At 66.2% G+C, this 26529-nt stretch carries 25 protein-coding genes; 11 read left to right on the forward strand and 14 right to left on the reverse strand.

What is annotated here, in order from left to right:
* The 6 genes from NO362_RS03410 to NO362_RS03435 all read left to right on the forward strand — a co-directional run bounded on the left by NO362_RS03410 (position 1) and on the right by NO362_RS03435 (position 6663).
* Positions 1-1029 carry a branched-chain amino acid ABC transporter permease gene (locus NO362_RS03410; protein ID WP_256546124.1) on the forward strand — a complete coding sequence of 343 codons (1029 nt, stop codon included), beginning with the start codon at positions 1-3 and terminating at the stop codon, positions 1027-1029.
* Positions 1022-1786: an ABC transporter ATP-binding protein gene (locus tag NO362_RS03415; protein ID WP_256546125.1), complete on the forward strand. Its 765-nt coding sequence runs from the start codon at positions 1022-1024 to the stop codon at positions 1784-1786. Before NO362_RS03410 ends, NO362_RS03415 begins: the two co-directional genes overlap by 8 nt.
* Entirely contained in the window at positions 1779-2483 is a 705-nt protein-coding gene (locus NO362_RS03420; RefSeq protein WP_256546126.1) for an ABC transporter ATP-binding protein, read from the forward strand. Before NO362_RS03415 ends, NO362_RS03420 begins: the two co-directional genes overlap by 8 nt.
* A 101-nt stretch (positions 2484-2584) precedes the next feature.
* Positions 2585-4759, forward strand: a complete 2175-nt coding sequence (gene uvrB / locus NO362_RS03425; RefSeq protein ID WP_256546127.1) for an excinuclease ABC subunit UvrB — start codon at positions 2585-2587, stop codon at positions 4757-4759.
* A 346-nt stretch (positions 4760-5105) separates the two neighbouring features.
* Positions 5106-6218 carry a sulfite exporter TauE/SafE family protein gene (locus NO362_RS03430; RefSeq protein WP_256546128.1) on the forward strand — a complete coding sequence of 371 codons (1113 nt, stop codon included), beginning with the start codon at positions 5106-5108 and terminating at the stop codon, positions 6216-6218.
* Position 6219: 1 nt separating this feature from the next.
* Entirely contained in the window at positions 6220-6663 is a 444-nt protein-coding gene (locus NO362_RS03435) for a universal stress protein (RefSeq protein ID WP_256546129.1), read from the forward strand.
* Positions 6664-6708: 45 nt separating this feature from the next.
* Here NO362_RS03435 and NO362_RS03440 read toward each other — a convergent pair whose 3' ends face one another.
* Positions 6709-6861 carry a hypothetical protein gene (locus tag NO362_RS03440; RefSeq protein ID WP_158547650.1) on the reverse strand — a complete coding sequence of 51 codons (153 nt, stop codon included), beginning with the start codon at positions 6859-6861 and terminating at the stop codon, positions 6709-6711.
* Positions 6862-7186: 325 nt separating this feature from the next.
* A complete protein-coding gene (locus tag NO362_RS03445; protein WP_256546130.1) occupies positions 7187-8362 on the reverse strand; it encodes an SPFH domain-containing protein in 1176 nt (391 codons plus the stop codon).
* Positions 8363-8505: 143 nt separating this feature from the next.
* Here NO362_RS03445 and NO362_RS03450 point away from each other — a divergent pair, with 143 nt between their 5' ends.
* Positions 8506-8715, forward strand: coding sequence for a DUF7554 family protein (locus NO362_RS03450; RefSeq protein WP_256546131.1), 210 nt, complete (start codon positions 8506-8508; stop codon positions 8713-8715).
* 20 nt (positions 8716-8735) lie between these two features.
* Here NO362_RS03450 and NO362_RS03455 read toward each other — a convergent pair whose 3' ends face one another.
* Complete coding sequence (locus tag NO362_RS03455; RefSeq protein WP_256546132.1) at positions 8736-9344, reverse strand: hypothetical protein; 609 nt, start codon at positions 9342-9344, stop codon at positions 8736-8738.
* Positions 9345-9432: 88 nt separating this feature from the next.
* On the opposite strand from NO362_RS03455, the gene NO362_RS03460 reads away from it, so the two are divergent.
* Positions 9433-9960, forward strand: a complete 528-nt coding sequence (locus NO362_RS03460; RefSeq protein WP_256546133.1) for a 2'-5' RNA ligase family protein — start codon at positions 9433-9435, stop codon at positions 9958-9960.
* Positions 9961-9984: 24 nt separating this feature from the next.
* Here NO362_RS03460 and NO362_RS03465 read toward each other — a convergent pair whose 3' ends face one another.
* From NO362_RS03465 to NO362_RS03475, 3 genes are all read right to left on the reverse strand, one after another.
* Complete coding sequence (locus NO362_RS03465) at positions 9985-11355, reverse strand: cytochrome P450 (protein WP_256288531.1); 1371 nt, start codon at positions 11353-11355, stop codon at positions 9985-9987.
* An 83-nt stretch (positions 11356-11438) separates the two neighbouring features.
* A complete protein-coding gene (locus NO362_RS03470; protein WP_256546134.1) occupies positions 11439-13616 on the reverse strand; it encodes an ATP-dependent DNA helicase in 2178 nt (725 codons plus the stop codon).
* Positions 13617-13701: 85 nt separating this feature from the next.
* Positions 13702-14250 (reverse strand): OsmC family protein, encoded by a 549-nt coding sequence (locus NO362_RS03475; RefSeq protein ID WP_256288529.1) that lies wholly within the window; start codon positions 14248-14250, stop codon positions 13702-13704.
* Positions 14251-14514: 264 nt separating this feature from the next.
* Here NO362_RS03475 and NO362_RS03480 point away from each other — a divergent pair, with 264 nt between their 5' ends.
* From NO362_RS03480 to ppk1, 3 genes are all read left to right on the forward strand, one after another.
* Entirely contained in the window at positions 14515-14970 is a 456-nt protein-coding gene (locus tag NO362_RS03480; protein ID WP_256546135.1) for a DUF6789 family protein, read from the forward strand.
* 141 nt (positions 14971-15111) lie between these two features.
* Positions 15112-15813, forward strand: coding sequence for a metallophosphoesterase family protein (locus NO362_RS03485; RefSeq protein ID WP_256546136.1), 702 nt, complete (start codon positions 15112-15114; stop codon positions 15811-15813).
* Positions 15814-16105: 292 nt separating this feature from the next.
* Positions 16106-18304 carry a polyphosphate kinase 1 gene (gene ppk1 / locus NO362_RS03490; protein ID WP_439331177.1) on the forward strand — a complete coding sequence of 733 codons (2199 nt, stop codon included), beginning with the start codon at positions 16106-16108 and terminating at the stop codon, positions 18302-18304.
* A gap of 158 nt (positions 18305-18462) precedes the next feature.
* Here the strand turns inward: ppk1 and argF are convergent, their stop codons facing one another.
* The 8 genes from argF to argH form a co-directional block, all read right to left on the reverse strand.
* Positions 18463-19362: an ornithine carbamoyltransferase gene (gene argF / locus NO362_RS03495; RefSeq protein ID WP_256288525.1), complete on the reverse strand. Its 900-nt coding sequence runs from the start codon at positions 19360-19362 to the stop codon at positions 18463-18465.
* An 8-nt stretch (positions 19363-19370) separates the two neighbouring features.
* Positions 19371-20588 carry a [LysW]-lysine hydrolase gene (locus NO362_RS03500; RefSeq protein WP_256546138.1) on the reverse strand — a complete coding sequence of 406 codons (1218 nt, stop codon included), beginning with the start codon at positions 20586-20588 and terminating at the stop codon, positions 19371-19373.
* A complete protein-coding gene (locus NO362_RS03505; protein WP_256546139.1) occupies positions 20585-21724 on the reverse strand; it encodes an aspartate aminotransferase family protein in 1140 nt (379 codons plus the stop codon). Before NO362_RS03505 ends, NO362_RS03500 begins: the two co-directional genes overlap by 4 nt.
* On the reverse strand, positions 21721-22725 hold the full coding sequence (locus NO362_RS03510) for an acetylglutamate/acetylaminoadipate kinase (protein WP_256546140.1): 1005 nt from the start codon (positions 22723-22725) through the stop codon (positions 21721-21723). The genes NO362_RS03505 and NO362_RS03510 overlap by 4 nt, the downstream gene beginning before the upstream one ends.
* A 2-nt stretch (positions 22726-22727) precedes the next feature.
* On the reverse strand, positions 22728-23792 hold the full coding sequence (gene argC / locus NO362_RS03515) for an N-acetyl-gamma-glutamyl-phosphate reductase (protein ID WP_256546141.1): 1065 nt from the start codon (positions 23790-23792) through the stop codon (positions 22728-22730).
* Entirely contained in the window at positions 23789-24655 is an 867-nt protein-coding gene (lysX, locus tag NO362_RS03520; protein WP_256288520.1) for a lysine biosynthesis protein LysX, read from the reverse strand. The genes argC and lysX overlap by 4 nt, the downstream gene beginning before the upstream one ends.
* 1 nt (position 24656) lies before the next feature.
* Positions 24657-24836 (reverse strand): lysine biosynthesis protein LysW, encoded by a 180-nt coding sequence (lysW, locus tag NO362_RS03525; RefSeq protein WP_256546142.1) that lies wholly within the window; start codon positions 24834-24836, stop codon positions 24657-24659.
* A gap of 204 nt (positions 24837-25040) precedes the next feature.
* Entirely contained in the window at positions 25041-26528 is a 1488-nt protein-coding gene (argH, locus tag NO362_RS03530) for an argininosuccinate lyase (protein WP_256546143.1), read from the reverse strand.
* Position 26529 lies beyond the last annotated feature (1 nt).

The raw sequence follows: 26529 nt of genomic DNA on the forward strand, positions 1-26529 counted from the left end.
ATGGCGACGAAAGACGCTGCGGTCCATCTGAAGACGCCGTCGTCGGTCGCGAAGATCGTCGGACTCCTCGCGCTCGTCGCGCTCCCGCTTTTCGTCTCGGAGTACCAGGTTTCGACGTGGTCGACGTACCTCACGTTCGCCCTGCTCGCGCTCTCGATCGACCTCGTGTGGGGCTACACCGGCCTGTTGACGCTCGGCCACGCCGCGTTCTTCGGTGTCGGCGCGTACGTCACCGCGAAACTGTTGAAAGAGGTGCCCGTGGTCCCCGACATCGCCGTCGTGTTCATCGTCGCCCCCGTGGTGGCGGCACTGCTAACGCTCGCTTTGGGCTGGTTCCTCTTCAGCGCCGACGTGAAGGGGTCGTACTTCGCGATCACGACCCTCATCGTCTCGATAATCTTCGAGAGCATCGCCGGGGAGTTCGTGGGCTTCCTCGGCGGCTTCAACGGGATCTACGGGATTCCGTCGATACAGGTCGTCGGCGTGGAGCTAACCGCCACGATGAGTTACTACCTCGCACTCGGCGTCCTCGTGGGGTCGTACCTGTTTCTCAATACCCTCGTAGATTCGGCGTTCGGCCGCGTCCTGCGCGGGATTCGTGGGAATCAGGAACGGACCGAGTTCTTCGGCTACGACACACAGCAGTACCGGCTCATCATATTCACTCTGAGCGGTGTTATGGCTGGCGTCGCAGGCAGTATGTACGCGACCATCGACGGCTTCGTCTCGCCGCCGCTCTTGGGCTTCGTGCTCTCGACGCAGGTGGTCATCTGGATCGCTGTCGGCGGCCGTGGCACCCTCATCGGGGCGGTATTCGGGGCGCTGTTGATCCAGTACCTCAACTCCACGCTGAGCGACGTGCTGATCAACTACTGGGAGATGGGCCTCGCACTGCTGTTCATCGCCGTCGTGATCGGTGCGCCTCGTGGAATCGTCGGGCTCCTCTCCGATATTGTCGAGGGAGTCCAGGCGACCCTCGTGTCCACGAGCAGAAACGAGATCGGCGCGGGAGGTGAGGTCGATGACTGAGATCGAACCGCTGTTACAGGCCGAGGGACTGACGAAGCGCTTCGGCGAGTTTACCGCGGTCAACGACGTCGACTTCACTGTCCAGCCGAACGAGACGAAGGCACTGATCGGACCCAATGGAGCCGGTAAGACGACCTTCCAGAACCTTCTGACCGGGAAGCTCTCGGCAACCGAGGGGACAATCACGTTCGACGGGGAAGACGTCACGTCCGTGCCGCCGCACGAGCGCGCCCAGCGCGGAATTATTCGCAAGTACCAGATCACGAGCGTCTACGAGGACGAGACCGTAATCGAGAATATGCGACTGGCGTTCCGATCGCGGGCATCGTCGCCGTGGAAGCTGCTGCGGACGCACGACGACAGCGACATCCGCGATCGGATCGAGGAACTGCTGGAGATCGCGAACCTGAACGACAAACAGGACACGATGGTCGGAACGCTCTCGCACGGCGAGAAACAGTGGCTCGAGATCGTTATGGCCGTCGGCGCAGAGCCAGAACTCCTGCTCCTCGACGAGCCAACGTCCGGGATCAGTGTCGGCGAGACGAACGACACCGTCGACCTCATCAAGGAGATCAGGGAGACGGAGAACGTCGCGATCGTCGTCATCGAACACGATATGGATTTCATCAGAAAAGTTTCCGAGAGCATCACCGTCCTCGATCGCGGCGAAATCATCGCCAGCGGCACGATCGACGAGATCGAGAGAAACGAGACCGTCCAGCAGATCTACCTCGGGGAGGCGGCCGATGCTTAGGACCTCGGACGTGCAGATCGGCTACGGCGAGAGTACGGTGGTCTGGAACGTCGATGTCAAGGTCGAGACCGACCAGATCGTCGCCGTCCTCGGTCGCAACGGGGTCGGAAAGACGACGTTGCTTCGGGGAATAATGGGACTGAACGATCTCCAGGGCGGCCACGTGTTCCTCGACGGCGAGAACATCTCGACGCTGAAGCCGTTCGAGATGGCGGCGAAAGGCGTCGGATACGTCCCGCAATCCCGAGACATCTTCGGGGCGATTTCCGTGGAAAACAACATCCGGCTCGGGAGTGCCAGCGGCGATCAGTTGCTCCTGAAGGGAGAGGTTCCGGAGTACATCTACGAGTACTTCCCGGCACTCAAAGAGAAGGCCGACGCCAAGGGGGGCACGCTGAGCGGTGGACAGAAACAGCAACTGGCGATCGCCCGGGCGCTCAACGCCGATCCGAGTCATCTGTTGCTCGACGAGCCATCGGAGGGGATCCAGCCCTCGATCGTCCACGAGATCGGCGAACAGCTCAAGCGGATCCGCGACAACCGCGGCATCTCGGTGCTCATCGTCGAACAGAACCTGAACCTCGCGTTGGCGGTCGCCGATTACTGTTACGTCCTCGAAACGGGACGAGTCGTCGAGCAGGGGACGCCCGAGGAGATCGAAGCCTCCGGTGCCGTCGAAGAGTACCTTTCCGTATAGGCCGGGGCAAAACGGCGCACCCTCGTTTCTTGTGTAATCGCGATCGCGACGAACTGCGCCGACCGACCGTCTCAAGTGACTCAACCCCTAATAGCGCCCCAATGAGCGATACCTCCGAGTCGAGTCCGCTCTCGCCCGACAGACCGGCGGCGGATCGGGAGTTCAGGGTCGACGCCCCGTTCGATCCCGCAGGCGACCAGCCCGAAGCCATCGAGCAACTGGCGTCGGGCTTCGAGTCCGGAATGGACAAACAGACGCTGCTCGGTGTCACTGGCTCGGGCAAGACGAACACGGTCTCGTGGACCATCGAGGAGCTCCAGCAGCCGACGCTGGTCATCGCCCACAACAAGACGCTCGCCGCCCAACTGTACGAGGAGTTTCGCAATCTGTTCCCGGACAACGCGGTCGAGTACTTCGTCTCCTACTACGACTACTACCAGCCGGAGGCCTACGTCGAACAGACCGACACCTACATCGACAAGGATATGTCGATCAACGAGGAGATCGACCGGCTCCGACACTCCGCGACGCGGTCGCTGCTTACCCGCGACGACGTCATCGTCGTCGCGAGCGTCTCGGCGATCTACGGCCTCGGTGACCCGTCGAACTACACCGAGATGGCGCTTCGGGTCGAGCTCGGGGACCGACTCGACCGCGACGACCTGCTGGCGCGCCTCGTCGACCTGAACTACGAGCGCAACGACGTCGACTTCCAGCAGGGGACGTTCCGCGTCCGCGGCGACACCGTCGAAGTGTACCCGATGTACGGCCGCTACGCCGTCCGCATCGAGTTCTGGGGCGACGAGGTCGACCGCCTGACGAAACTGGATCCCCTGACCGGCGAGGTCGTCTCCGAGGAGCCGGCCGTCCTCGTGCACCCCGCAGAGCACTACTCGATCCCCGAGGAGAAGTTAGCGGAGGCGATCGCGGAGATCGAGGAGCTGATGGACGAGCGCGTCCGGTACTTCGAGCGACAGGGCGACCTCGTCGCCGCCCAGCGGATCGAGGAGCGCACCACCTTCGACATCGAGATGCTGCAGGAGACGGGCTACTGCTCGGGCATCGAGAACTACTCGGTGCATATGTCCGATCGGGACTCCGGAGAGCCGCCGTACACGCTGCTCGATTACTTCCCGGACGACTTTCTCACCGTCGTCGACGAGTCCCACCAGACGCTCCCGCAGATCCGCGGGCAGTTCGCCGGCGACAAGTCGCGAAAGGACTCGCTCGTCGAGAACGGTTTCCGGCTCCCGACGGCGTACGACAACCGGCCGCTGACGTTCGAGGAGTTCGAGGAGAAGACCGACCGGACGCTCTACGTGTCGGCGACGCCCGGCGACTACGAGCGGGAGCACTCCGAGCAGATCGTCGAACAGATCGTGCGCCCGACGCACCTGGTCGACCCCGAAATCGAGGTCGCGGACGCGACCGGGCAGGTCGACGACCTCTTGGATCGGGTCGACGAGCGCATCGAGAACGACGAGCGCGTGCTGGTCACGACGCTCACGAAGCGGATGGCCGAGGACCTCACCGAGTTCCTCGAAGAGTCCGGCGTCGACGTGGCGTATATGCACGACGAGACCGACACGCTGGAGCGCCACGAACTGGTTCGGGACCTCAGACTGGGGAACATCGACGTACTCGTCGGGATCAACCTCCTCCGGGAGGGCCTGGACATCCCCGAGGTCTCACTCGTCGCCATCCTCGACGCCGACCAGGAGGGATTCCTCCGCTCGGAGACGACGCTCGTGCAGACGATGGGACGCGCCGCGCGAAACGTCGAGGGCGAAGTCGTCCTCTACGCCGACGAGACGACCGATTCGATGCAGTCGGCGATCGAGGAGACGCGTCGCCGACGGCAGATCCAGCGCGAGTACAACGAGGAGCACGGCTTCGAGCCGAAGACGATCGAGAAAGCGATCGGCGAGACGAACCTCCCCGGGAGCGGCGGGAGCAGCGGCGAGTCGACGAGCGACGAGCCGGCCGACGAGTCGGAAGCGCGCGAGCGGATCGCCTACCTGGAAGACCGGATGCAGGAGGCCGCAGACAACCTCGAATTCGAGCTCGCAGCCGACATCCGCGATCGGATCCGGACACTTAGACAGGAGTTCGGGATCGCCGAGGACGACGAACGCGACGGTCGCGAAGAGGGTGTCGACCCCGGCGACGACCCGCTCGACGGAGTGCCAGTGGGCGACGATGCACTCGGTGGCGTGCCACCCGGCGAGGACGCGATCGGAGACCGCCAGGACGACCCGTCGGCCGACGATCGCTGACCTGACGCGGGTCGCGACGACGGGGCAAGGATGGGCGAAGCGCCGCACGCCACACGTCCCCACGGCGAGTTCGAACCTCAAGATTTATTCCTCGGTCGTCGCTATCCGGCGGCTACGATGATGTTCGACGACGCGGTTGCCCGAATCGATCACAACTTCCGCCGCGATACGCGAGGGGGCATCACGTAGATGTCCCGTGCGCTCGCCCGTTCGTCGCTCGAGTCGACGTTCGACCGCTGTCAGCACACGGACTCCGTCAGCGCAGCACCGCACCGGTCGGTAGCCCCTCGTTCTTCCGTCGATCCGGTCGTATCTCCTGTCGACAACTAATCTTCAAACGAAACCAATGACATCAGTGTCCTACAGTCGTGTCCAGCGGTCGTTCCTGCGCTATCAGCACATCTTCGTGTTCCTCGCGCCCCTCGCGTTCATCGTCGGGGTCCTACTCAGCGCGCCGACGCCGGCCGAGACCGGCATCGGAAATATGTTCGAGGGCCCGTGGATGGACTACTGGCTCGAGTACTGGTGGCTGTTCCCGGCGTTCCTGCTGGGGGCCACTATCGTGAACACGGTCGGCATCAGCGGGTCGGCGCTTTTCGTCCCGTTCCTCATCTTCATCTTCCCGCTGGCCGCGAACCCGCTGGAGCCGGAGACGATCGTAAAGGTCGGGCTGATCAGCGAGGCGTTCGGGCTGTCGAGTTCCGCCATCGCGTTCATCCAGTACGGACTCGTCGACCGACGCCTGGCGCTTACGCTCGTCGGCGGCGCGATTCCCTTCGTCGTCGGCGGCGCGCTCCTGTCGTTCGTCATCCCCGAACCGCTCTTCCACGGGCTGCTCGGAATCGCGCTGCTCGCAGCGTCGTATCTACTGTTCAAGGCCGACCTCGACCACGAGGGCGAGAGCACCGACGCCGGCCACGACGACGCCGCCGCGACCGACGGCGGCCAGGCCGAACTGCCGGACGACGCCGGGAAGCTCGGCCCCGCCGGCGTCCACACCGACGAAGAAGGGACCGTGACCCGCGTCGACCGCGAGGGCGACGACTACCGCTACACGCGCGGCGGCTATCTCCGCCGCTTCGCTAACTACAGCATCGGGGGTATGTTCCAGGGGCTGGCCGGCTTCGGCGTCGGCGAACTCGGGATCATCTCGATGCTCGGCACCAAGGTCCCGGTCCGCGTCGCTATCGGGACGAACCACATCGTCGTGGCGCTGACGGCCATCCTGGCCTCGCTGGTCCACGTGTTCGGCGGCGGCCTCGTCGGCGGGCACAGCCTGAGTCTCGCCTCGACGCCGTGGAATATGGTCGTCTTCACCGTCCCGGCGACGGTGACCGGCGGCCAGATCGCGCCCTACGTCTCGAACGCGCTCAGCACGTCGACGATCAAGGCGTTCGTCGGCGGCCTGTTCGCGATCATCTCGGTTGCGCTGTTCCTGATGGCGGCGGGGGTGGCCTGAGATGTACGAGACGGTGCTGCTTCCGACCGACGGCAGCGACGCGTCGCTGGCGGCGGCGACGCACGCGGGATCGCTCGCACAGACCAACGAGGCGACTGTCCGCGTCGTGTCGGTCGCCGACAGTCGAAACCGCTTCGAGAGCCCGAGCAGCGGGCTCGCACCCGAAGCGTGGGAGGAAGCCGAGCGCGACCGCGCCGAGGCAGCTATCGACGAGACCGTCGAGTACCTCCCCGACGACGTCGACGTCGAGCGGTCGGTCGTGATGGGAATCCCGCAAGACGAGATCCTCGATCAGATCCAGCGAGCGGACGCCGACGTCGTCGTGATGGGGACCCACAGCCGGTCGGGGATCGACCGCTACCTGGTCGGCAGCGTCACCGAGCGAGTGATGCGTCACGCGTCGGTGCCGGTGCTGACCGTTCGGGACGACGACCCGGACGCGTAAGCGGAAAACAGCTCTCAGTCGATGCGGTGCTGATACTGTCGGACGCTATTTCTGCTCGCCGACAGCGTTCGCGGACGTGTCGGCGCGGCGTGAGCGGTACAGATTGACGACGAGCCCTGCGACGAAGGCGAGCAGGCCCGCGCCGAGCAGCCACAGTACGCTGGGGTGTTCGAGTCCCAGATGTAGCGGAGTTACCATCGGACGGATATGGCTGGAGAAGCCACCTAACTGCTTCTATTCGAGCAGAGCACGCGAGTGCGAACGCGAAACTATCGTTCGACGGCGTCGACGCGCATCTCGATATAGCGCCGTGGCCACTCGAGGAGATGCCGCTTCAGCCGACTCAGAGGGGAGTTCTCTGGCGTCGGGGGCGTTGCCTCGCCGCGGGGAACTGCCGGACCGCGTTCGTGGCTCATGCTAACACATACTTTCGGTCGTCGGATAATTGTAACGATTGTTCGTGTTGTCTGGATGAGAAGTCGCGACCGCGACCCCGACGGGGCCGAGAAGACCTCTGTCTGCGTTATTGGCTCTCGTACGCGCCGTCGAGATTCAGGTCGACCTCGGTCTCGGCCGCGCCGTCGCCGCGCTCGGGGAGCTCGCCGACCGATTCGACGGCTTCGATGTCGGAGACGCCCGCGACGATCTCTTCTACGTCGTCGATGCCGAGGAGGTCCCGGGTCTCCGCGTCGAAGTCGAGACTCTCCAGAGCGGCCGACTCCTGCATATCGGAGTCGGTGAGGCCGCGCCCGTACCGGCCGAGGAGGCTCGTGAGTTCCTGCGGGAGGACGTACGTCGTCGACGGCGACGTGCCGATGTTCGTGAGCGTCTCCAGCCCGCGGTCGATAATCGCGCGCTCGCCCATCGACTCGGCGGCCCGCGCTCGGAGGACCGTCGCGACCGCGTCACCCTGTGCTTCCAGGATCTGACTCTGTTTTTCACCCTGGGCGCGGATGATGTTCGCCTGCTTCGCACCCTGTGCCGTCTCGATGGCGGAGCGTCGTTCGCCCTGCGCTTCCAGGATCATCGCGCGGCGGCGGCGCTCGGCGGACGTCTGCTGTTCCATCGCGTTCTCGACGTCCGCGCTCGGCTTGACCGTCCGCACCTCGACGCTCTCGACGCGGATGCCCCACTCGTCGGTCGGTTCGTCGAGTTCCTCGTTGATCCGACGGTTGATCTTCTCTCTTTCTGAGAGGGTCTCGTCGAGTTCCATATCGCCCAGAACCGCCCGCAACGTCGTCTGCGCGAGGTTCGAGACCGCGCGTTCGTAGTCGTCGACTTCCAGGAATGCCCGTTTCGCGTCCATCACCCGGATGTAGACGACGGCGTCGGCGGTCACCGGCGAGTTGTCGCGCGTGATCGCCTCTTGCTTGGGGACGTCGAACGTCTGCGTCCGGAGGTCGAAGGGGTACGTCTTCGAGATGAACGGCGGGATCACGTTGAGTCCGGGGTCGAGCAGTCGTCGGTACTCTCCGAACACCGTCAGCACGCGGCGCTCGTAGGCGTTGACGATCTCGACCGTGCTGTACACCGTCGCGATCGCGAGCGCGAGGACCACGAGACCGACGACCGTCACCGGATCCCCGCCGAAGAGGGCGAAGGCGACGAGGACGGCGGCGACGACGCCCACAGTGGGGACCACCCAGCCGGGAAGGCCGCGGGCGGAGAGCCGGCCGAGTTCGCGGAAGAGGTTCGCCATAGAAGACATTGTGACGGAGTCACATTAAGGGTGTCCCGGACAGTGGGCACGGAGCAGCAGCGACAGAGCGCGGTCGAGAGAGGAAGTCGAAAGCGACGTCACCGCGCCCGAAGGCACTTCAGGATGGCCAAGAGAGGGAGAGTATGCGCTTACCGAGCCCCGGCACCGACCGCGGAGAATTAGAAGTCGAAGACCTGCTGAAGGTCGTGCTCGTCCTCGTCGTGATCTGGCTCGTGCTGGAAGTCGTCGGCGGCATCCTCGGGATTCTCGCTGAGCTTCTGGGTCCGCTGCGACCGTTCCTGGGACTCGCCATCGTCGTGCTGATCGTGCTGTGGCTGCTCGATCGGATCTAATACGCTCGAGAACCGCACTCTCACGGGCAATCGGCCTCGTCGACGCCCTGGCGGTCGGGACCCTGGTCGATGGTTCGTGTCGCCGCTGTATCGAGATTCACGAGCAGCACTCGCCCGCCGTAGCCGTGCGTCTGGTCGTGACCGCGGACGACGACGCAGGTCACGTCCTCGGGGATTGCGATGGTTTCAGAGCGCGTGAACGGTTGCTGGGAGTGTGCGTGGAGCAGTTCCCGGCGGCCCAGTCGCGTCCCGTCGAGACGCTCGATCTGCCACCAGTTCGCGTAGCCGTCTTCGCCGGCGTCGTCGTGATGGAGCGTCACGTCGAACGTGTAGGACCCCGCCTGGCCCTCGAAACTGACACCGACGACGTTCGCCTCTCGGAGATCGAGGGGCGACTCGTCCGTCGCCTCGGAGTCGTCATCGTCGGTCGCTCCAGTCTCACTGGCCGGCCCGTCGGTGGCAGTGGTCGACCCAGTCGTGCTGTTCGACCCGGCCGTGACGCCAGTCGGTCCGTCGCCACTGTCGGCCCCGTTCGACTGCTCGCTACATCCGGCCAGCACTCCACCGACGAACACGCTCGCCGCCCCGGCGAGAAGGCGACGTCGGGCGAGCGTTGGACAGCGATTCATACGACTCTGTTGATCGGTCCGGCACAAAACACTCCGGTGGGCGGGTCGCTGCCGACGGCTTCTTGCCCGCTGGCGCCGACGCTCGACCGTGTTCAGTCTGAACGTCCCGGTCCCGGGGCAGGTCGACCGCCTCGCCTCGGAGTTGCATCCGAAACTCACGCGGTTCGAGCGGATCCGCGAGCGGCACACGCTGCTCGCGAAGCGCTTCGACACCGCACTCGACGACGACGCCGACTCGCTCCCGCGGCTCCGCGAGCGACTCCGGCCGATTCTTCGGGAGCGCAGGGGTGGTCACTCCGGAATCGATCTCCGAGTGACCGGGCTTGATTACTTCGAGACGCCGCCGCGAGGCCCCGGCCCGGTCGTCTACCTCACCGTCGAGAGCCCGGACCTCCACGCGCTGCATCGCCGACTCTGTGAGTCGTTCGGCACTGTCGAAGGGATGGAGGGAGAGGGGTACGTCCCGCACGTGACGCTCGCTCGCGGGGGTCGCATCGCGGACGCCGCCGACCTCGTCGATCGCACGGAGATCGAACCGATCGCGTGGACGACGAACGAGGTCCAGATCTGGGACTCGCGCTATCGGGAGCCCGCGGCGCGGATTCCGTTACGGTGACCGCGCCGGGCTACCGCGGACCGCTCAGCGGGGCGTGAGCCGCATCCCCATCGGCTCCTCGGGGTGCATCGTCAGCGATCCGCGGAGCTCGAACGGCCGGTCGCGAACGTAGTCGAGTTCGTACTCCTGAGCGACGGTGCCGAGGATGAGTTTCGCCTCCAGCATCGAGAGGTGCTTGCCGATGCAGTGACGCGGGCCGCCGCCGAACGGGAAGTACGCGAATCGCGGCCGCTCGCGCCGGCGCTCCGGCAGCCAGCGGTCGGGGTCGAACGTCTCGGGGTCGTCGTACCACCGCTCGGATCGATGGACCGCCCACTGCGACAGCATCACAGCCGAGCCGCTCGGAATCCGATACCCGCCGAGTTCGACGTCGACCTGCGGCTCTCGGAAAATGACGTACACCGGCGGATAGAGCCGCATCGCCTCCTGTAACACGCGTTCGAGGTAGTCGAGTTGCCGCACGTCCGCGGCCGTCGGCGGCGCGTCGCCGCAGACCGCGGCGAGTTCCTCGTGGACCCGCGCCTCCGCCTCGGGGTGTTGTGAGAGGAGATACCACGTGTACGTCAGCGTCAGCGCCGTCGTGTCGTGACCCGCGAGCAGCATCGTCATCAGTTCGTCTCTGAGTTGCTGGTCGGACTGCTCGCCGCGCTGTTTCGCGCGCAGCAGGATCGACAGCAGGTCCATCGGCTCGTCGGCGTCGCCGACGATGTCGGAGGCTGGGTCGACGTCGGGGTCGTGTTCGGTGCCGCGCCGCTCGGCGACGACGTCGTCGATAATCTCCTCTAAGATACGGACGGATTCGTGGTACTCGCGGTTCTCTCGTGTCGGGACCCAGTCGGGGACGAGGAATCGCAGCGGGTCGGGCTCGAAGCGCTTCCCGAGCGGTTCGAGGTTCTCCTGGACCAGTTCGGTTTGCTCGTCGGTCAGCTGCGAGCCGAACATCGCCTCGACGATGATCCGAACGGTCACGCGCGCCATTTCGAGGTGGACGTCGCGGACCTCGCCCGCCTCCCAGTCGTCGAGCATCGTCTGGGCGTGACGGGAGATCACGTCGCCGAGCGCCGAAATGCGCTTCGGGCCGAAGGCGGGCTGGGCGAGTTGGCGCTGTTTGCGCCACGTCTCGCCCTCACTGAGCAGCAGCCCATCGCCGAGCAGCGTGCCGATGGCGTCGTCCTGGAAGTCCGGTTTGTGGTACTTCGCGTCCTCGGTCACCAGCACCCGCTCGATGTCCGCGGGATTCGTGACCATATACGTCTCGATCGGCCCGAGGTCGAAGCGCGCCACGTCGCCGTAGGCGTCCGCGACGCTCGTGAGAAACGTGAAGGGGTCCCGCGCGTACTGGCGGCTGTTCCCGAAGACCGGTACGCCCGCGGGTCCAGGCGGCTGAGTTCGCATCGGAGTCTAGTTGGTCTCCAACGATATCAGCCGTTCGGCCGATCAGGCGTCGGGGCGCGTGGGTGGTTCGCGTGAGGCCAGGGCTACGGCCGCGGTGGTTCGTCCGGGTAGGCGTCGAGGTCGGCGTAGAAGTTCAACATCGCGAATTTCAACTTCTCGGGGTCGACGTCGACGAGTTCGGCGCGCTCCTCTGGGGGAAAGCTCCCGCGGACGCCGTACTTCCCCATATCGGCGCTCGCGCGGGTGTAGCGCTTGTCGACGAGCAGCCGGACGCCGTAGTCGTCGGGGGCGCGGATGACCCGGCCGAGCGCCTGTCGCGTCTTCCGGATCGTCGGGATCTCGACCGCGTAGCGCCAGCCCGCTTCGCGCCGGTCGGCGTAGGCGCGGTCGTAGGCGTCCTGTATCGCCTCCATCCGTTCTGAGAGGTGCGGATACGGCACGCCGACGACGGCGACCGTCCGGGCGTCGTCGCCGTCGAAGCTCACGCCCTCTGCGAGCGTCCCCCACAGCGACGTGCAGAGAATCGCGTCGTCCCCGCCGACGAACGATTGGCGCATCGACTCGGTCTCGACGCCCGGTTCGTCGAGGAGGAGCCGACTCGTCACGTCGGCGCGGTTCCGCAGGCGGTCGTGATACCGCTCGGCCTCGGCGTAGGAGGGGAAAAACAGGAGCACGTTCCCCGGGGTGAAGCGCGTCGCGTCGGCCAGTACGTCCGCGACCGCAGACTGCGTGTTGGGGTCGCTCCGCTCGGAACTGAAAAGCGCCGGCGCTTCGACCGCGAGCGTCCGCCGGCGGTCCTCGGGATATTCGAGGCCGTAGGCCATCGTCGCCGGATCCGAGAGGCCGAGCACGTCTTCGATCACGTCGAAGGGGCGCAGCGTCGCCGACATCAGGATGCTCGCGTTGACCTCCTCGAACAGCGTCTCGGTCACCTCCCGCGGGATGCAGGTGTACAGTTCCGCGCGCCCGTACACCTCCTCGGTCCCGGCGTCGCGCCGCACCGAACACATCGGGTGCTGGCCGAGTTTCCCGCCGTCGGCCATCCACGCCGCGATGAACTCCGCGGCCTGCAGCGTCTGACATTCCGAGCGCGTCGTCGCCTGCCCGTTCTTGTACGCTTCCTCGTACTCCCTGTCGAGCGCCCGCCCGAGTTGGAGCGCCAGATCCACTTCTGCGTCGATGCCGCGGCCCTCGTAGCGGTCGAGAAACGCCAGCGTCAGGTCGTCGCGGCGGTCGCTGTTGGCGATCGTGAGATCGTACCAGTCGTCGCCGACCTGCTCGCGCTCCCCGAAGCCGAGCGCGTCGTCGTAGGTCGCTCTGAGCGCGCCGAGGAACGCCGAGAGGACGTTCTCGGCCGGTTGCGCCCGCGAGTCGTCGGCGTCTTCCAGTTCCGAGAGCGCCTCTTCGAGCGTGTTTTCGGTCAGTGTCCGACTCGCGTGGTCGCGCGCGGCCGACTCGATGTTGTGAGCCTCGTCGAAGACGGTGACGACGTCTTCTGGATCGCGACCGAGCCACCGGAAGAACTGCTCGCGGATCGCGGGGTCCAGCAGGTGGTGGTAGTTGCAGACCACCAGATCGACCGCCTCCATCCCCTCTTTGAGGAGTTCGTAGCCGCAGAGCTGTCGTTGGTCCGCGTACTCGTAGATCTCTTCTGGGGTTCGAACGTCCTCGAAGAGCCACTCGAAGAACTCGTCGGTGTTGCCGACGAGGTTGTTGTAGTAGTGCTCACAGACGTTGCCGTCCCGTAGCTCTTCGAGTTCGGATTCGACGGCGTCGAGTTCGTCCGTCACCGTGTTTCTGGCCTCGCCAGCGCCGTCTTCGCCCTCGCGGATCCGATCCAAGAGCGCCTCGGCCTGCTGGTTCAGTTCGGCGCGCTCGGTTTCCTTCTCGACGAGCGTCCGCGTAGTGTCGCGAAGCGTCTGACACTCCTGGTACTCGACGTCGATGTGACACATCGACGATTTGCCCTTGAACACGACCGCGCGGAGCGGTTCCTCCCGCGTGATTGCGCGGGCGTCCTCGACGAACTGGCGCATCTGCTGGTGGACGTTGGTGGTGATGACCACCGTCTTGTCCGTCCGGCGGGCGTACTCAAGCGCCGGCACGAGCGCCGAGAGCGTCTTGCCCGTCCCCGGAGCGCCCTCTAACAGAACGTCGCGTTCGTCGTCCAGCGCCTCGGCGATTTCGGCCATCGCAGAGCGCTGATTCGGATACGGCTCCTCGTAGGGGAAGAACCGCTCGTACTCGCCGGTCGTCGACACAGGGGTCTCTCCGCCCTCCTGAGATTAAAAGCCTCGGACGGGGGAAGAGACGTGTGCGTGTGCTTCGCGTGGCGGCGCGGGCGGCTTACTCGAACTGGAGGTCGAAGTCGAGTGCGACCTCGTTCGTCACGTTGTCGTACAGCGGGGAAGTCGCCGTGACTTCGTCGTGTAGTTCCTGGAGTTCCGCTTCCGACGCGTCGGCGTCGATATGCGTCGTCGCGCGGATCTCGTCGTAGCCCGGTCGGACGTCGTCGCTCAGACCGAGGAATCCACGGAGGTCGATGTCGCCCTCGAACTCGAAGGAGAGGTCCTCGATCTGGATGCCGTGCGCCGCCGCGTGCCCCGCATACGTCACGGCCAGACACGAACCGATCGCGGCGAGGAGGTGCTCGACGGCGTTGGGACCGGCCCGCTCGCCGAGGAGCGCTTCGGGTTCGTCGCCAGTAATCGTGAACTCCGGCGACTCGACAGTCGTCCCGTCCTGCTCGAAGTCGCTGATGTGCGTTTCACTCGCAAATCCACCAGTCCACTCCGTTTCTGCCCGGAACGTGAACGACGCCGAATCAGGGTCTTCCGCAGCCGCTTCGATCAGGTTTTCGAGCTCGTCGGTGTCTAAGCCATTTACTACAGTCATTCTTTTTCTACACAATACTATCTGCGGGCTAGCTTATAACGGGAAGGAAACGGTTCTCAACGGTGGCCGGATATTACTCGTAGCAAACATTGATTTTTTTCACTTGTAGTGTAGTTGTACTACAAGATTGCAGATACCGACAGAAATCTGTAGGCTCGATAATTTTGTGCTGTTTGTTTTCATACCACATATTTCTATCGGCCCAGTGCGTCCGGATCGCGCGGCCGGGATGCCATTATTCGGGAGTATGCGGTCGTCTCTGCTATGGCGACAGACACCGCCACCCAGACGACAGCACAGACCGAAACGAACGAGTGGCAGTACGGCGTCGTCGCCGGCGTCGTCGCCGCGATCGTGATGGGCGGGCTGATGGCGATGCAGATGCGGCCCGTGCTCGAAGTCGCGATCCCCTCGATGTACTTCCTGACGGGCGGGCTCGCGGGGTTCACGATCCACGTCGCCCACGGTGCGGTCCTCGGCGTCGTCTTCGCCGCGATCGCGTCGACGCAGGCAGATCTGACGATCGCAAAGAGCACCGCGCTCGGCGTGGGGTACGGCGTCGTGCTCTGGATCGTACTCGCGGTCCTCGTGATGCCAATCTGGCTCTCCGTGGTCGGGTCGGCCGCGAATCCGCCGCTCCCGAACGTGAGCGTAATGAGTCTCGTCGGTCACGTGGTCTACGGCGTCGTGCTCGGCGGAGCCTACGCGGCGCTTCGGTGAGCGGCCGCGCCCCGTCACCGCTGTTGGCCCCGCTCGGACGCGTCGACCACGCTCCGAGAGCGTCGAATACCCATCTCTCAATAGCAGTACGTACCGATCTTAGCACGTCTTAAAGTCGATCGAGCGTCTCTATTCGAGGGAATGCCGCTATCATTCGCCCCCGACGTCGCCGATCAACACCGGCGGATCGATCCGACGGAGTGGGACGACATCTACGTCGTCGGCGACGTCCACGGGTGCCGAGAGACGCTCGATCAGCTCGTCGGCGCGGTTGATATGTCGGCGGACGACCTGTTCGTCTTCGTCGGCGACCTCGTCCGAAAAGGTCCCGACAGCGCCGGCGTCGTCGAGCGCGTGCGGGCGGCCGAGAATATGCTCTCGGTCCGCGGCAACAACGAGGAACAGGTCCTCCGCGGGGAGGCGACGCTGCCGGAACTCGACGAAGCGGCGCGCGAGTGGATCCGGTCGCTCCCGGTCGCGATCAGTTGGGACGGCGCACTCGTCGTCCACGGCGGCGTCTATCCCGACGTGCCGCTGGCCGAACACACGGTCGATGACCTCCAGACCGCGCGAGCGACCGTCCCGGGCGGCGGCTACGACGGCCCGTTCTGGTACGACTCCTACGAGGGACCGCCGCGCGTGTTCTTCGGTCACACCGTACTCGAGGAACCGCTCGTGAGGGCGTGGAGCGTCGGGCTCGATACCGGCTGCGTCTACGGCGGGTCGCTGACGGCGTACCGCCTCGGCGACGGCTCCATCCACCGCGTCCCGGCTCAACAAACGGGGCTCGAACGACCCGACTCGAAGGTCGCCTCGACGGCGCACGAGAAGAATGTCAGATAGTCACAACTCCACCGAAGACGGCGATCCGAAGGCGAAAAGCGCAGACGAAACCAGCCCGGCCGCGGACGTCGACAGCGAGTCCGACCCCGCTCGCGACGTCGAAGCGAACGACGGGACCGGTTCAGGGATCGAGGACGACGCAGCAGGGATCGGGGATACAGCGGCGACTGAGGACGCCACACCGACGACCGCGACCGACGACGAGGCGGCGTCGTCGGCGTCGGACATCCCCGAGCCGGTCACGCTCGGTCCGACCGAGTGGGCGACCGACGCGCCGGCACGAACGCCGCCGCTGGCCGACGAGGAGCCGACCGGCTCCTTCGACGACGAGAGCTGGTATCTCAACCGGGAGCTCTCGGAGCTGAGTTTCCAGTGGCGGGTGCTCTACGAGGCGTTAGACGGGCGCCAGCCACCGCTGTACCGACTCCGGTTCCTCTCGATTCTGACGCGGAACCTCGACGAGTTCTTTATGAAGCGGATCGGCGGGCTGAAACAGCAGATCGACGCCGGCGTCACCACGTCCACGGTCGACGGCCGCTCGCCCAAAGAGCAGTGGCGCGAGTCCCTCGAAATGGCGTCGGACCTGGTCGAGACGCAGGCGCGGTGTTATCAGAACGCAGTTCAGCCCGAACTCGAGGACGCAGGCATCGAAATCATCGGAGCGGCGGGGTTGACCGACGAGGAGTCAGATCGACTCCGCTCGTACTTCGAGTCCTCGGTCCTGCCGACGCTGACGCCGCTGACGTTCGATCCGGCGCATCCGTTCCCGTTCATCTCCAATCTGTCGCTGTCGCTCGCGGTGCTCACCCGCGACGACGAGGGCGAAGAGCGCTTCTCCCGGATCAAGGTGCCCGCGAATCTGCCCCGGCTGATCCCCCTTTTCGACGTCGGGACGCCCGTCGACGAGATCGAGGGCGACCCGCGCGGCCGCTACATCCCGATCGAGGAGGTCATCGCGGCGAACCTCGACCTCCTGTTTCCGAACGTCGAGGTCACACACTACACGACGTTCCGCGTGACGCGGAACGCGGAGGTGCGGCGCAACGAGGACGTCGCGGAGGGGCTGATCGAACAGATCGAAGACGTCCTCCGACAGCGGCGGTTCGCGACGATCGTCCGCCTGGAGATCGCAGACGGTGCGGCCGACCGCATCCGAGAGCTGTTGGTCAGACACCTCAATATCACCGAGGACGAGGTGTTCGAGGTCTCCTCACCGCTGGCGTTGCGCGACTTCGACGGTCTGGTCGAGCTCGACGCACCCTCGCTCAAGCTGCGGCCGTGGACGCCACAGCAGCACCCGCGATTCGCCAAACTGGACCCGGACCGCCCCGACGAACTGTTCGAGGCGATCCGCGAGAAGCCCGCGCTCGTGCATCACCCCTATCACACCTTCGACGACACCGTCCAGGCGTTCCTCGACGCGGCCGCACACGACTCAGACACGCTGGCGATCAAAGCCGCGATCTACCGCACCGCACCCGACTCGCGCGTGCTCCGGAGCCTCATCGACGCCGCGAAGAACGGCAAGCAGGTCGCCGTGATGGTCGAACTGAAAGCCCGCTTCGACGAGGAGAACAACCTCCGCTGGGTCAAGCGCCTCGAGGAGGAGGGGATCCACGTCGCCTACGGCTCGATCGACCTGAAGACCCACAGCAAGGTCGCGCTGGCGGTCAGACAGGAGAACGACGACGTCCGCATCTACTCCCACGTCGCGACCGGGAACTATCACTCGGGGACGGCGAAGGGATACGTCGATCTCGGCCTGTTCACGGCCGATCCGGACGTCGGACAGGACATCGTCCGCCTGTTCAACTCCTTCACTGGCCACTCCCGACAGCAGGAGTACCGCAAGCTGCTGGTCGCCCCCGAGACGCTTCGATCGCGCATCTGTGAACTCATCGACCGCGAGATCGAACACGCCGAGGCGGGCGACGGCGGCCGGATCGTCGCGAAGATGAACGCGCTGGAAGACCCCGGCATCGTCGAAAAACTGTACGAGGCCGGCGACGCGGGCGTCGACATCGACCTGTTCGTCCGCGACATCTGTCGGCTCCGCCCGGGCGTCGACGGGGCGACCGAGTCGATCAAGGTCCACAGCATCGTCGGTCGGTTCCTCGAACACTCGCGGATCTTCAAGTTCGGGAACGCCGGCGAGCCCGCGTACTTCGTCGGCTCGGCCGACTGGATGACGCGGAACTTAGATCGCCGCATCGAAGCGGTCGCGCCGGTCGAAGATCCGGATCTACAGGCCGAACTCGACGAGATTCTCTCGGTGATGCTCTCGGACAACCGCCGGCGCTGGGTGATGCAATCTGATGGCAGTTACGTACAGCAGCGCCCCGGTGAGGAACCCGTCCGCGACACACAGGAGATCCTGATGGAGCGCGCACGGGCGCGAGACCCTGGAGAGTCGCGCAACCCCGAGCGCGAACCGCGTCGCGAACCCAACGTCGACCTCGACGAGGTCTACACCGACGAGAGCGAACTCTGATCGGTTTCGCGAGCGCTTCACGGACGGGGAACTGATAGGGATTATCGTCACTGTTCGGAGATTCTCGCCGTACCGTCCGGCGAGACATCTATGGAGACGTACGATAATCCCTATGAGAAGCAGCACAGAAGAACGCACCGAGCCTCGAACGCGCCGAACTACGCGTCGAGCAGTTCGACGAGCAGGCCCTTCTGGGCGTGCAGGCGGTTCTCCGCCTGGTCCCAGACGAGAGCCCGATCGGACTCTAAGACCTCGTCAGTGATCTCCTCGCCGCGGTGGGCGGGGAGACAGTGCATCACCTGCGCGTCGGAGTCTGCGAGCAGCGACTCGTTCACCTGATAGCCGTCGAAGGCAGCCAGTTTCTCGTGGCGCTGGTCCTCTTGGCCCATCGAGATCCAGACGTCGGTGTAGACGACGTCGGCGTCGTCGACGGCGTCTTTCGGGTCGTCGACGACCGTCGGCGCGTGACCGATCTCTTCGGCCTGTTCGAGCACCGCGTCGTCCATCCCGTAGTTCTCCGGCGTCGCGACCGTCAGATCAAGGCCGACCATCGCGGCCCCGATCACGAACGACTGGCCGACGTTGTTGCCGTCGCCGACCCACGCCGCCTGCACGCCGTCGAAGCCGTCGAAGGCCTCCTCGATCGTCAGCAGATCGGCGAGCGTCTGGCAGGGGTGGGCGTCGTCGGTGAGGCCGTTGACGATCGGCACGTCGGAGTATTCGGCGATTTCGAGCAGGTCTTCGTGGTCGAACAGCCGCGCCATCACAGCGTCGACGTACCGCGAGAGGACGCGCGAGGTGTCCGAGAGCGGTTCGCCGTGACCGAGCTGGATGTCGTCGGGCCCGAGGAAGATGGCGTGGCCGCCGAGCTGGGTCATCCCGGTCTCGAAGGAGATCCGGGTTCTGGTGCTCGGCTTCTCGAAGAGCATCCCCAGCGTCTGGTCGGGCAGTTGGGTGTCGTCCTCGCCGGCTTTGATGGCCGCGGCACGGTCGAGAACGGTGTGCAGTTCGTCCGTCGAGAGGTCGTCGATGTCGAGGAAGTGGTCGGTTTCGAGCATCCGGATCGTCACTCCATAAGGCGCTCGCAGACGTCCACGAGGACGTCGATCGAGCTATCGTACTCCGCGAGGTCGAGGTGTTCGTTCGGCGCGTGATCCAGGTCGGAGTCGCCGGGGCCGTAGGTCGCCATCGGACAGTCCCACGTGCCGGCGAAGATGTTCATATCGCTGGTCCCGGTCTTCCGGAGCAGCCGGGGTTCACCGCCGGCCTGCCGGATCGCGACGCGGAACGCGCGGGCGACCTCTGTCCGCGGACTCGTCATCACCGGCGGGATCGGTTTCTCCCAGTGGACGCTTCCGCGGTCGAGTTCTCCCTCCGCGACCTCCCGAATGTCGTCGATAGAGTACTTCGGTGGAACGCGGAACTGCACGTCGACGGTCGACTCGACGGCGAGGCCGTCCTCGGTGGGGCCGCCGTCGAAACGGACCGGCTTCGTCGTCACGGTGTCGAAGACGCCGTCGGACTCGTCCTCGTCGAAGAAGTCCGCGACGCTCGACCACCAGTTCACCGCCGACTGGATGGCGTTGTCTTCGGGGCGCGAGGAGTGGCCGAGTTCGCTGGTCGAGACGTACGTGCCCGAGAGGAAGCCGCGGTAGCCGAGCGTGATTCCGTCCCAGCCCGACGGTTCACCGTTGATGACCGCCTCGGGCTGGTCGCGGTTCTCCACGAGGTGCCACGCGCCGCGGGAACTGGTCTCCTCGCCGACGACGCCGACGAAGGAGACGCCGGTTTCGACGGCCGCGACGGCCATCGAGGCGAGCGGCCCCGTCGCGTCGACGCTCCCGCGACCCCAGATCACGCCGTTTTCGATCTTGACCGGGACGTCGCCCGGGACGGTGTCGATGTGCGAGGTCAAAAGCACCGAGTCGTCGGCGGGCGCACGGACGTTGCCGATCTCGTCGATCCAGACGTCGCGGTCGTGCGCCTCGAAGAACGCCTTCAGGCGCCGAGCCGCAGCTTCTTCTTCGCCGGACGGTGAGGGGATCGAGACCAGGTCGGCCAGGAGCGCCTGGGCCTCGGTCAGCCCGTCGGTGAGGTTCTCTTCGACCTCGAAGACGTCGTGGTCGGGGACGAACGACGCCTCCGCAGACAGTTCGGCGTCGAGTTCGGCCGCGGCCTCGGTGGCCTCCTCGGGGTCGAGTTCGTGCGCCTCCTCGGTTTCGATGCCGCCCTCGCCGTCGGCTGCGACGTCCTCGCTCTCGTCGGCGTCGAGTTCGGCGCTCATCCGAGCACCTCCACGAAGGAGTCGACGAACTGGTCTGCGTGGGACTCGTCGACGACGAGCGGCGGCAGGAGGCGGACGACCGTCCGACCGGCCGGGAGCGCGAGCACCTGCTCCTGGATCGCGAGGTTCTTCAGCACGCGGTTGGCCCCGCGTTTCACCTGGACGCCGATCATCAATCCGAGGCCGCGAACCTCGCGGACGGGCAGGTCGTGTTCTTCGGTCGCAGCCCGCAGTTCGCTCTGCAGGTACTCGCCGACCTGTGCGGCGTGGCCGGGGACGTCCTCCTCGACGATGGTGTCGAGCGTGGCGTTGGCGGCCGCACAGACCACCGGGCCGCCGGAGAACGTCGAGCCGTGGTTGCCGGGGTCCTCGGCGATCCAGTCTTTCACGAGCGTCGCGCCCAGCGGCAGGCCGTTGGCGATACCTTTCGCCGAGGTGAGGATGTCGGGTTCGACGCCGACGCCCTCGCAAGCCCACAGGTCGCCGGTGCGGCCGACGCCAGTCTGGATCTCGTCGAAGACGAGCGCCGCGCCGGCCTCGTCTGTCACCTCGCGGGCGCGTTCGAGGTACTCAGTAGCGGCGGGGTGGATGCCACCTTCGCCCTGCACCGGTTCGAGGAAGAGCGCGGCGGTCTCCTCGTCGACCGCCTCAGCGAGCGCGTCGGCGTCGCCGTAGGGGACGAACTCCACGTCGCCCGCCAGCGGCTCGAAGGGCTTCTTGTACTTGTCCTTCCAGGTCATTGCGAGCGCGCCCATCGTCCGGCCGTGGAAGCCGCGCTTGGTCGCGACGATCTTCGAGCGGCCGGTAGCCGAGCGGGCGAACTTCATCGCCGCCTCGTTGGCCTCTGTCCCGGAGTTACAGAGCCAGACGTTGTCGATGTCGCCGGGTGCGAGCGTCGCCAACTTCTGATAGAGTTCCGTCCGGACTTCGACCGGATACGACGCCTGCACGTAGGTCAGCCGCGCGGCCTGCTCTTGGACCGCCTCCGTGACGGCCGGATGGGAGTGACCGAGCGCGGCGACGGCGTAGGAGGCCCCGAAGTCGAGGTACTCGGTGCCGTCGGGGCTGTAGAGGTACGCGCCCTCGCCGGACTCGATCTGGATCGGCTTCTCCGAGAAGACGAAGCCGCCAGTCATTGTGCCACCTCCGCATCCTCGCCCGCGTCGTCGCTCGCGACGGCGCTCGCGTCGATGTGCGTGCCGCCGCCGGCGAGCGCCGAGAGGATCGGCTCGTCGGCGTTGGCGTCCGCGACGATGACTGTCACGGCGCCGCCGTCGAGGGCTTCTTTCGCCGCCATCACTTTCTTCGTCATAAATCCTTCCGCAGCGTCTTTCAGCGCGTCGAACTCAGCGGGTGTCGCCACCGACTCGATGAGCGTCGACGCGTCGTCGGGGTCGGCGTAGATGCCTTCGACGTCCGTGAGGACGACTAATTCGGCGCCGAGCGCGCCGGCGACCGCCGCGGCAGCGCGGTCGGCGTCGGCGTTGACCGCGACGCCGTCGTCGGCTAGCATCGGGACGGTGACGACCGGCGTGTAGCCGTCCTGCAGGAGCGTTTCGAGCAGGCCGGCGTTCACGCCGGTGATCTTCCCCGAGTGGTCGCCGCGCTTGATCTTCTTCTTGCCGTCTTCGATCACGCGGACGGCCGACTTGCGCGGACCGGTCAGGAGGCCGCCGTCGACACCCGAGAGACCGAGCGCGTCGACGCCGGCGTCGCGGAGGGTGACGGTGAGGTCGGTGTTGAGTTTGCCGGGCATCACCATCGAGAACACCTCCATCGTGCGCTCGTCGGTGAAGCGACCGACGACACCGCTCGGCGTCTCGACGTAGGTGGGCTCTTCGCCCAGTTCTTCGAGCGTGTCGTCGACGGCGGTCGAGCCGCCGTGGACGACGACGACCTGGCGGCCGTCTTCGACGAGGGCCGCGACGTCCGCGACTGCGCCGGCGGGGTCGACGGCGCGTGCGCCACCGACCTTCACGACGACCGGCGGACGGGCCTCGCTCCGGCCGCCGTCAGTTCGGAGCGGTCGCTCGGCGGCCGACTCGTGGGAGCCACGAGCGGACCCGCGCGTGTCGCGGGCGTCCGGCGTCTGGCGCGCGTCGCGTGTGTCGTCGTGTGTGTGGTCTTCGTGCGTCATCGTCAGGGTGCTCCGACGGGGTGGAGGCCGGTGAACTCCAGACCGGCGGTCTCCTCGATCCCGAGGGCGATGTTCGCCGCGTGGACGGCCTGGCCGGCTGAGCCTTTCATCATATTGTCGATCGCCGAGAAGACGACCAGCCGGCGGTTTCCGGGGTCGACCTCGAAGCCGACTTCGCCGTAATTGGTCCCGGCGACCGCCTTCGGTTCCGGATAGCGGTAGACGCCGCCACCGCCGGCGACGGTCCGCATAAACGGCTCCTCGGCGTAGGCGTCGCGGTAGGCGCTCCAGAGGTCGCCCTTCGAGACGGGCTCGTTCGGGAACAGGTGACAGGTCGCGCTCGCGCCGCGGGTCATATCCACGGCGTGAACGGTGAACGACACCGAGAGGCCGAGGAACTGCTCGATCTCGGCCTCGTGGCGGTGGCCGGTCGGCGCGTACGGGCGGACGATGCCCGAGCGCTCGGGGTGACTGGAGGCGTCGCCGCCGCCGGCGCCACCTTCCGAGGAGCCGACCTTCACGTCGACGACCGCCTGTTCGTCGCCCGCGAGGATGCCGGCGTCGAAGAGCGGCTTCAGGCCGAGGATCGTCGCCGTGGCGTTGCAGCCGCCGGAGGCGATCAGTTCGGCCCCGGGGAGGTTCTCGCGGTTGATCTCCGGCAGCGCGTACTCCGCGTCGTCGAGGTACTCGGGACAGACGTGGCCGTCGTACCACTCGTCGTACTGTTCCTCCGTGTCGAGGCGGAAGTCCGCCGAGAGGTCGACGACGGTGTCGGCGGCGTCGCGGAACGCGTCGATGTGCTCCATCGAGACGCCGTGTGGCGTCGCCGCGAAGAGCACGTTCACGGATTCGAGGTCCTCCGGCGAGGTGAACCGAAGATCCATCTCGCGGAGGTTCGGGTGGACGTGGCCGACGGTCTTGCGCTCTTTCGAACGGCTCGTCGCCTGCACGACGTCGAACTCGGGGTGCTGATAGAGCAGGCGGAGCAGTTCGCCGCCGGTGAAGCCCGAGCCGCCGACGACGGCGGCCGTGTAGTCGGGATCTGCGTCAGTCGCGTCAGCGTTCATACGCTCGCCTCGGTTTCCGTCGCTACCTTGTTTTCGATCCAGTCGACGACCTGTGCGGGCACGTCGACGTCGACGGCGTCGTTGAGCGCCTTGAACTCGACGGTGTGGTTGACCTCGTGGACGGTGTAGTCCTCGCCCGTCTCCATCAGGTCGACGCCGAGCAGGCCGCCGCCGACGGCGTCAGAGGCGGCCGCGACGAGTTCGCGGGCGCGGTCGTCGAGGTCGAACGCCTCGACCTCTCCGCCCTTCGCGGCGTTGGTCAGCCAGTGGTCCGACGAGCGGGTCATCGCGGCGATCGGTTCGCCGTCGACGGCCAGCACGCGGATGTCGCGGCCGGGCTTCTCGACGAACTCCTGGACGTAGAACACCTTGTGCTCGTAGTGACCGAGCGTCGCCTTGTGTTCGAGGATGGCTTCGGCGGCCGACCGGGAGTCGACCTTCGCCATCAGGCGTCCCCACGACCCGATGACGGGCTTCAGCACGCAGGGGTAGCCGAACTTCTCGATCGTCTCCAAGGCGCTGTCGGTGGTGAACGCGACTTCGGTGTTCGGCGTCGGGACGCCGGCCCGTTCCAGCGCGAGGCTGTTTTTCACCTTGTCCGCGCAGACGTCCGCGGTGTGTGCGGAGTTGACGACGGGGACGTCGTAGGCGTCGAGGAACTGCGTGGTGTAGATACTCCGGCTGGTCGCCAGACAGCGGTCGACGACGATGTCGACGCCGTCGAGCGACGCCGGCGGTTCGGAGATGTTGAACTGCTCTTTCCGGACGTCGATCTTCTCTATCTCGTGTCCGCGCTCGCGAAGCTCCGAGAGGAGGAGCTTCTCGTCTCGCCGAATCCGGGAGTAGAGCAGCCCAACCTTCATTTCACTCGCCCCAGTCCTCTTCGAGCTCGGGGGCTTCTTCGAGTGTTACGGGATCGATCGAGACGACTTCCAGCTCCGCGCCGGTCGCGGGGCTGTCGACGATCTCACCGACTTCGACGTCGGCGGGAATCTCGATCTCCTCTCCGGTGAGCGGGTCTTCTGCGGTGATGGTCTCTGCCATACTCGTCGGTGGGCGAGGAAGAGCCTTAAACCCATCGAAAGTATCGAATAAATTAACTAAGCAGCGAAACCACTAACGGCGTGGAACAGTCGATCAGTCCGCCCGTGTGAAATCTATGTCTGATTTCATATGTTATCGTCCCCGTGAGGGGACCGTCGCGGCGAGCGTCGCAGATGGGGGCCGGGGACCCGCCAGTCGCCTGGCTCACACATAGTGGGCCACCTCCGTCTGGAGCATCTCCGTGGCGTCCTCGAGCGCGTCGCCGCGCTCTTCGAGTGCTGTCTGGTCGGCATCGATTCCGGCCTCGGACCCGTCGAGCTGTGACGCCACCGCTTCGGGTGCCGGCCCGCCGACGGAGTCGCGGCTCGCGACGCTCTGGACGGGATCCAGCGCCGCTTCGACGCGCTCGCGGCTCACGTACTCGAACAGGGACTCGCCGAGCACGTCCGCTGCGACCGCGTCAAGTGTTGCGAGGTCGGGCGTCTCGCCGTCGGCGCGCTCTGCGGCCGCAGCGAGCACCTCGTGGGCGGTGCGGAACGGGACGCCGGCCATCGCGAGCGCGTCCGCGACGCCCGTGGCCGTCGAGAAGCCCGCGCCGGCCTCGGCTTCGAGCGTCTCGGCGGGCCACTCGGAAGTGGCGACCGCGCCGGCGGCGACGGCTGTCGCTTCGGAGACGGCGTCGACCGTCTCCCAGGCGTGCGGCGTCGCGCGCTGGAGATCGCGGTTGTACGCGCGGGGGAGCCCCTTCAGCGTCGTCAAGAGACCCGTGAGGCCGCCGACGGCGTCGCCCGCGACCGCGCGCACCAATTCTAAGGTGTCGGGGTTGACCTTCTGGGGCATAATCGAGGACGTCGAGGAGTACTCGTCGGCGAGGTCGACGAACCCCTTGTTCGCGAAGATCACCAGATCCTCCGCGAGGCCCGATACGGTGGTCGCGTGCGTCGCGAGCGCCGCCGTCGCCTCCGCGAGGAAATCTCTCCCCGCCGACGCGTCCATCGAGTTCTCGACGACGCCGTCGAAGCCGAGCAGGTCCGCCGTGCGCTCGCGGTCGACGTCGAACGGCGTGCCGGCGAACGCCGCCGCGCCGAGCGGCGAGCGGTTCGTCCGGTCGTAGGCGTCGAGCAGGCGCGCAGTGTCGCGGGCGACCGCCGACTCGTAGGAGAGCAGGAAGTGCGCGACCGTCGTCGGCTGTGCGGGCTGGAGGTGCGTGTAGCCGGGCATCACGGTGTCGACGTGCGCCGCGGCGGTCTCGACGAGCGCCTCGCGGAGCGCGATCGTCGCCTCGATAGCGTCGAGGAGGTCCGCACGCAGGCGGTAGCGGATGCAGGTCGCGACCTCGTCGTTCCGACTGCGGGCGGTGTGCATCTTCCCGCCGTCGGGGCCGACGCGGTCGACGACGGCCGTCTCGATCGCCTCGTGGACGTCCTCGCCGTCGGGGAGCGCGCCGTGGCCCGCCGACTCGACGTCGTCGAGCGCGGCGAGGATCTCGCCCGCGACGTCGTCGCCGATGATCTCCTGCTCGGCCAGCATCACCGCGTGCGCGCGGTCGACAGCGAGGTCCGCCGCGAAGATGCGCTCGTCGGCCGCGAGGCTGGACATAAAGCCGCGGGCGGGGCCGCCGCTGAAGCGGTCGCGCCGGACGACGCCCGAGGCGTCTGTGTCGCCGTCTCCCGTCTCCTCCGCGCCTGTCATT

The organism is Halobellus inordinatus, from assembly GCF_024498335.1.
GTDB classification, from domain to species: domain Archaea; phylum Halobacteriota; class Halobacteria; order Halobacteriales; family Haloferacaceae; genus Haloquadratum; species Haloquadratum inordinatus.

Coding starts and splice junctions, on each gene's coding strand:
- NO362_RS03410 (WP_256546124.1), top strand. CDS start 1: ATGGCGACGAAAGACGCTGCGGTCCATCTGAAGACGCCGTCGTCGGTC.
- NO362_RS03415 (WP_256546125.1), top strand. CDS start 1,022: ATGACTGAGATCGAACCGCTGTTACAGGCCGAGGGACTGACGAAGCGC.
- NO362_RS03420 (WP_256546126.1), top strand. CDS start 1,779: ATGCTTAGGACCTCGGACGTGCAGATCGGCTACGGCGAGAGTACGGTG.
- uvrB (WP_256546127.1), top strand. CDS start 2,585: ATGAGCGATACCTCCGAGTCGAGTCCGCTCTCGCCCGACAGACCGGCG.
- NO362_RS03430 (WP_256546128.1), top strand. CDS start 5,106: ATGACATCAGTGTCCTACAGTCGTGTCCAGCGGTCGTTCCTGCGCTAT.
- NO362_RS03435 (WP_256546129.1), top strand. CDS start 6,220: ATGTACGAGACGGTGCTGCTTCCGACCGACGGCAGCGACGCGTCGCTG.
- NO362_RS03440 (WP_158547650.1), bottom strand. CDS start 6,861: ATGGTAACTCCGCTACATCTGGGACTCGAACACCCCAGCGTACTGTGG.
- NO362_RS03445 (WP_256546130.1), bottom strand. CDS start 8,362: ATGGCGAACCTCTTCCGCGAACTCGGCCGGCTCTCCGCCCGCGGCCTT.
- NO362_RS03450 (WP_256546131.1), top strand. CDS start 8,506: ATGCGCTTACCGAGCCCCGGCACCGACCGCGGAGAATTAGAAGTCGAA.
- NO362_RS03455 (WP_256546132.1), bottom strand. CDS start 9,344: ATGAATCGCTGTCCAACGCTCGCCCGACGTCGCCTTCTCGCCGGGGCG.
- NO362_RS03465 (WP_256288531.1), bottom strand. CDS start 11,355: ATGCGAACTCAGCCGCCTGGACCCGCGGGCGTACCGGTCTTCGGGAAC.
- NO362_RS03475 (WP_256288529.1), bottom strand. CDS start 14,250: ATGACTGTAGTAAATGGCTTAGACACCGACGAGCTCGAAAACCTGATC.
- NO362_RS03480 (WP_256546135.1), top strand. CDS start 14,515: ATGGCGACAGACACCGCCACCCAGACGACAGCACAGACCGAAACGAAC.
- NO362_RS03485 (WP_256546136.1), top strand. CDS start 15,112: ATGCCGCTATCATTCGCCCCCGACGTCGCCGATCAACACCGGCGGATC.
- argF (WP_256288525.1), bottom strand. CDS start 19,362: ATGCTCGAAACCGACCACTTCCTCGACATCGACGACCTCTCGACGGAC.
- NO362_RS03500 (WP_256546138.1), bottom strand. CDS start 20,588: ATGAGCGCCGAACTCGACGCCGACGAGAGCGAGGACGTCGCAGCCGAC.
- NO362_RS03505 (WP_256546139.1), bottom strand. CDS start 21,724: ATGACTGGCGGCTTCGTCTTCTCGGAGAAGCCGATCCAGATCGAGTCC.
- NO362_RS03510 (WP_256546140.1), bottom strand. CDS start 22,725: ATGACGCACGAAGACCACACACACGACGACACACGCGACGCGCGCCAG.
- argC (WP_256546141.1), bottom strand. CDS start 23,792: ATGAACGCTGACGCGACTGACGCAGATCCCGACTACACGGCCGCCGTC.
- lysX (WP_256288520.1), bottom strand. CDS start 24,655: ATGAAGGTTGGGCTGCTCTACTCCCGGATTCGGCGAGACGAGAAGCTC.
- lysW (WP_256546142.1), bottom strand. CDS start 24,836: ATGGCAGAGACCATCACCGCAGAAGACCCGCTCACCGGAGAGGAGATC.
- argH (WP_256546143.1), bottom strand. CDS start 26,528: ATGACAGGCGCGGAGGAGACGGGAGACGGCGACACAGACGCCTCGGGC.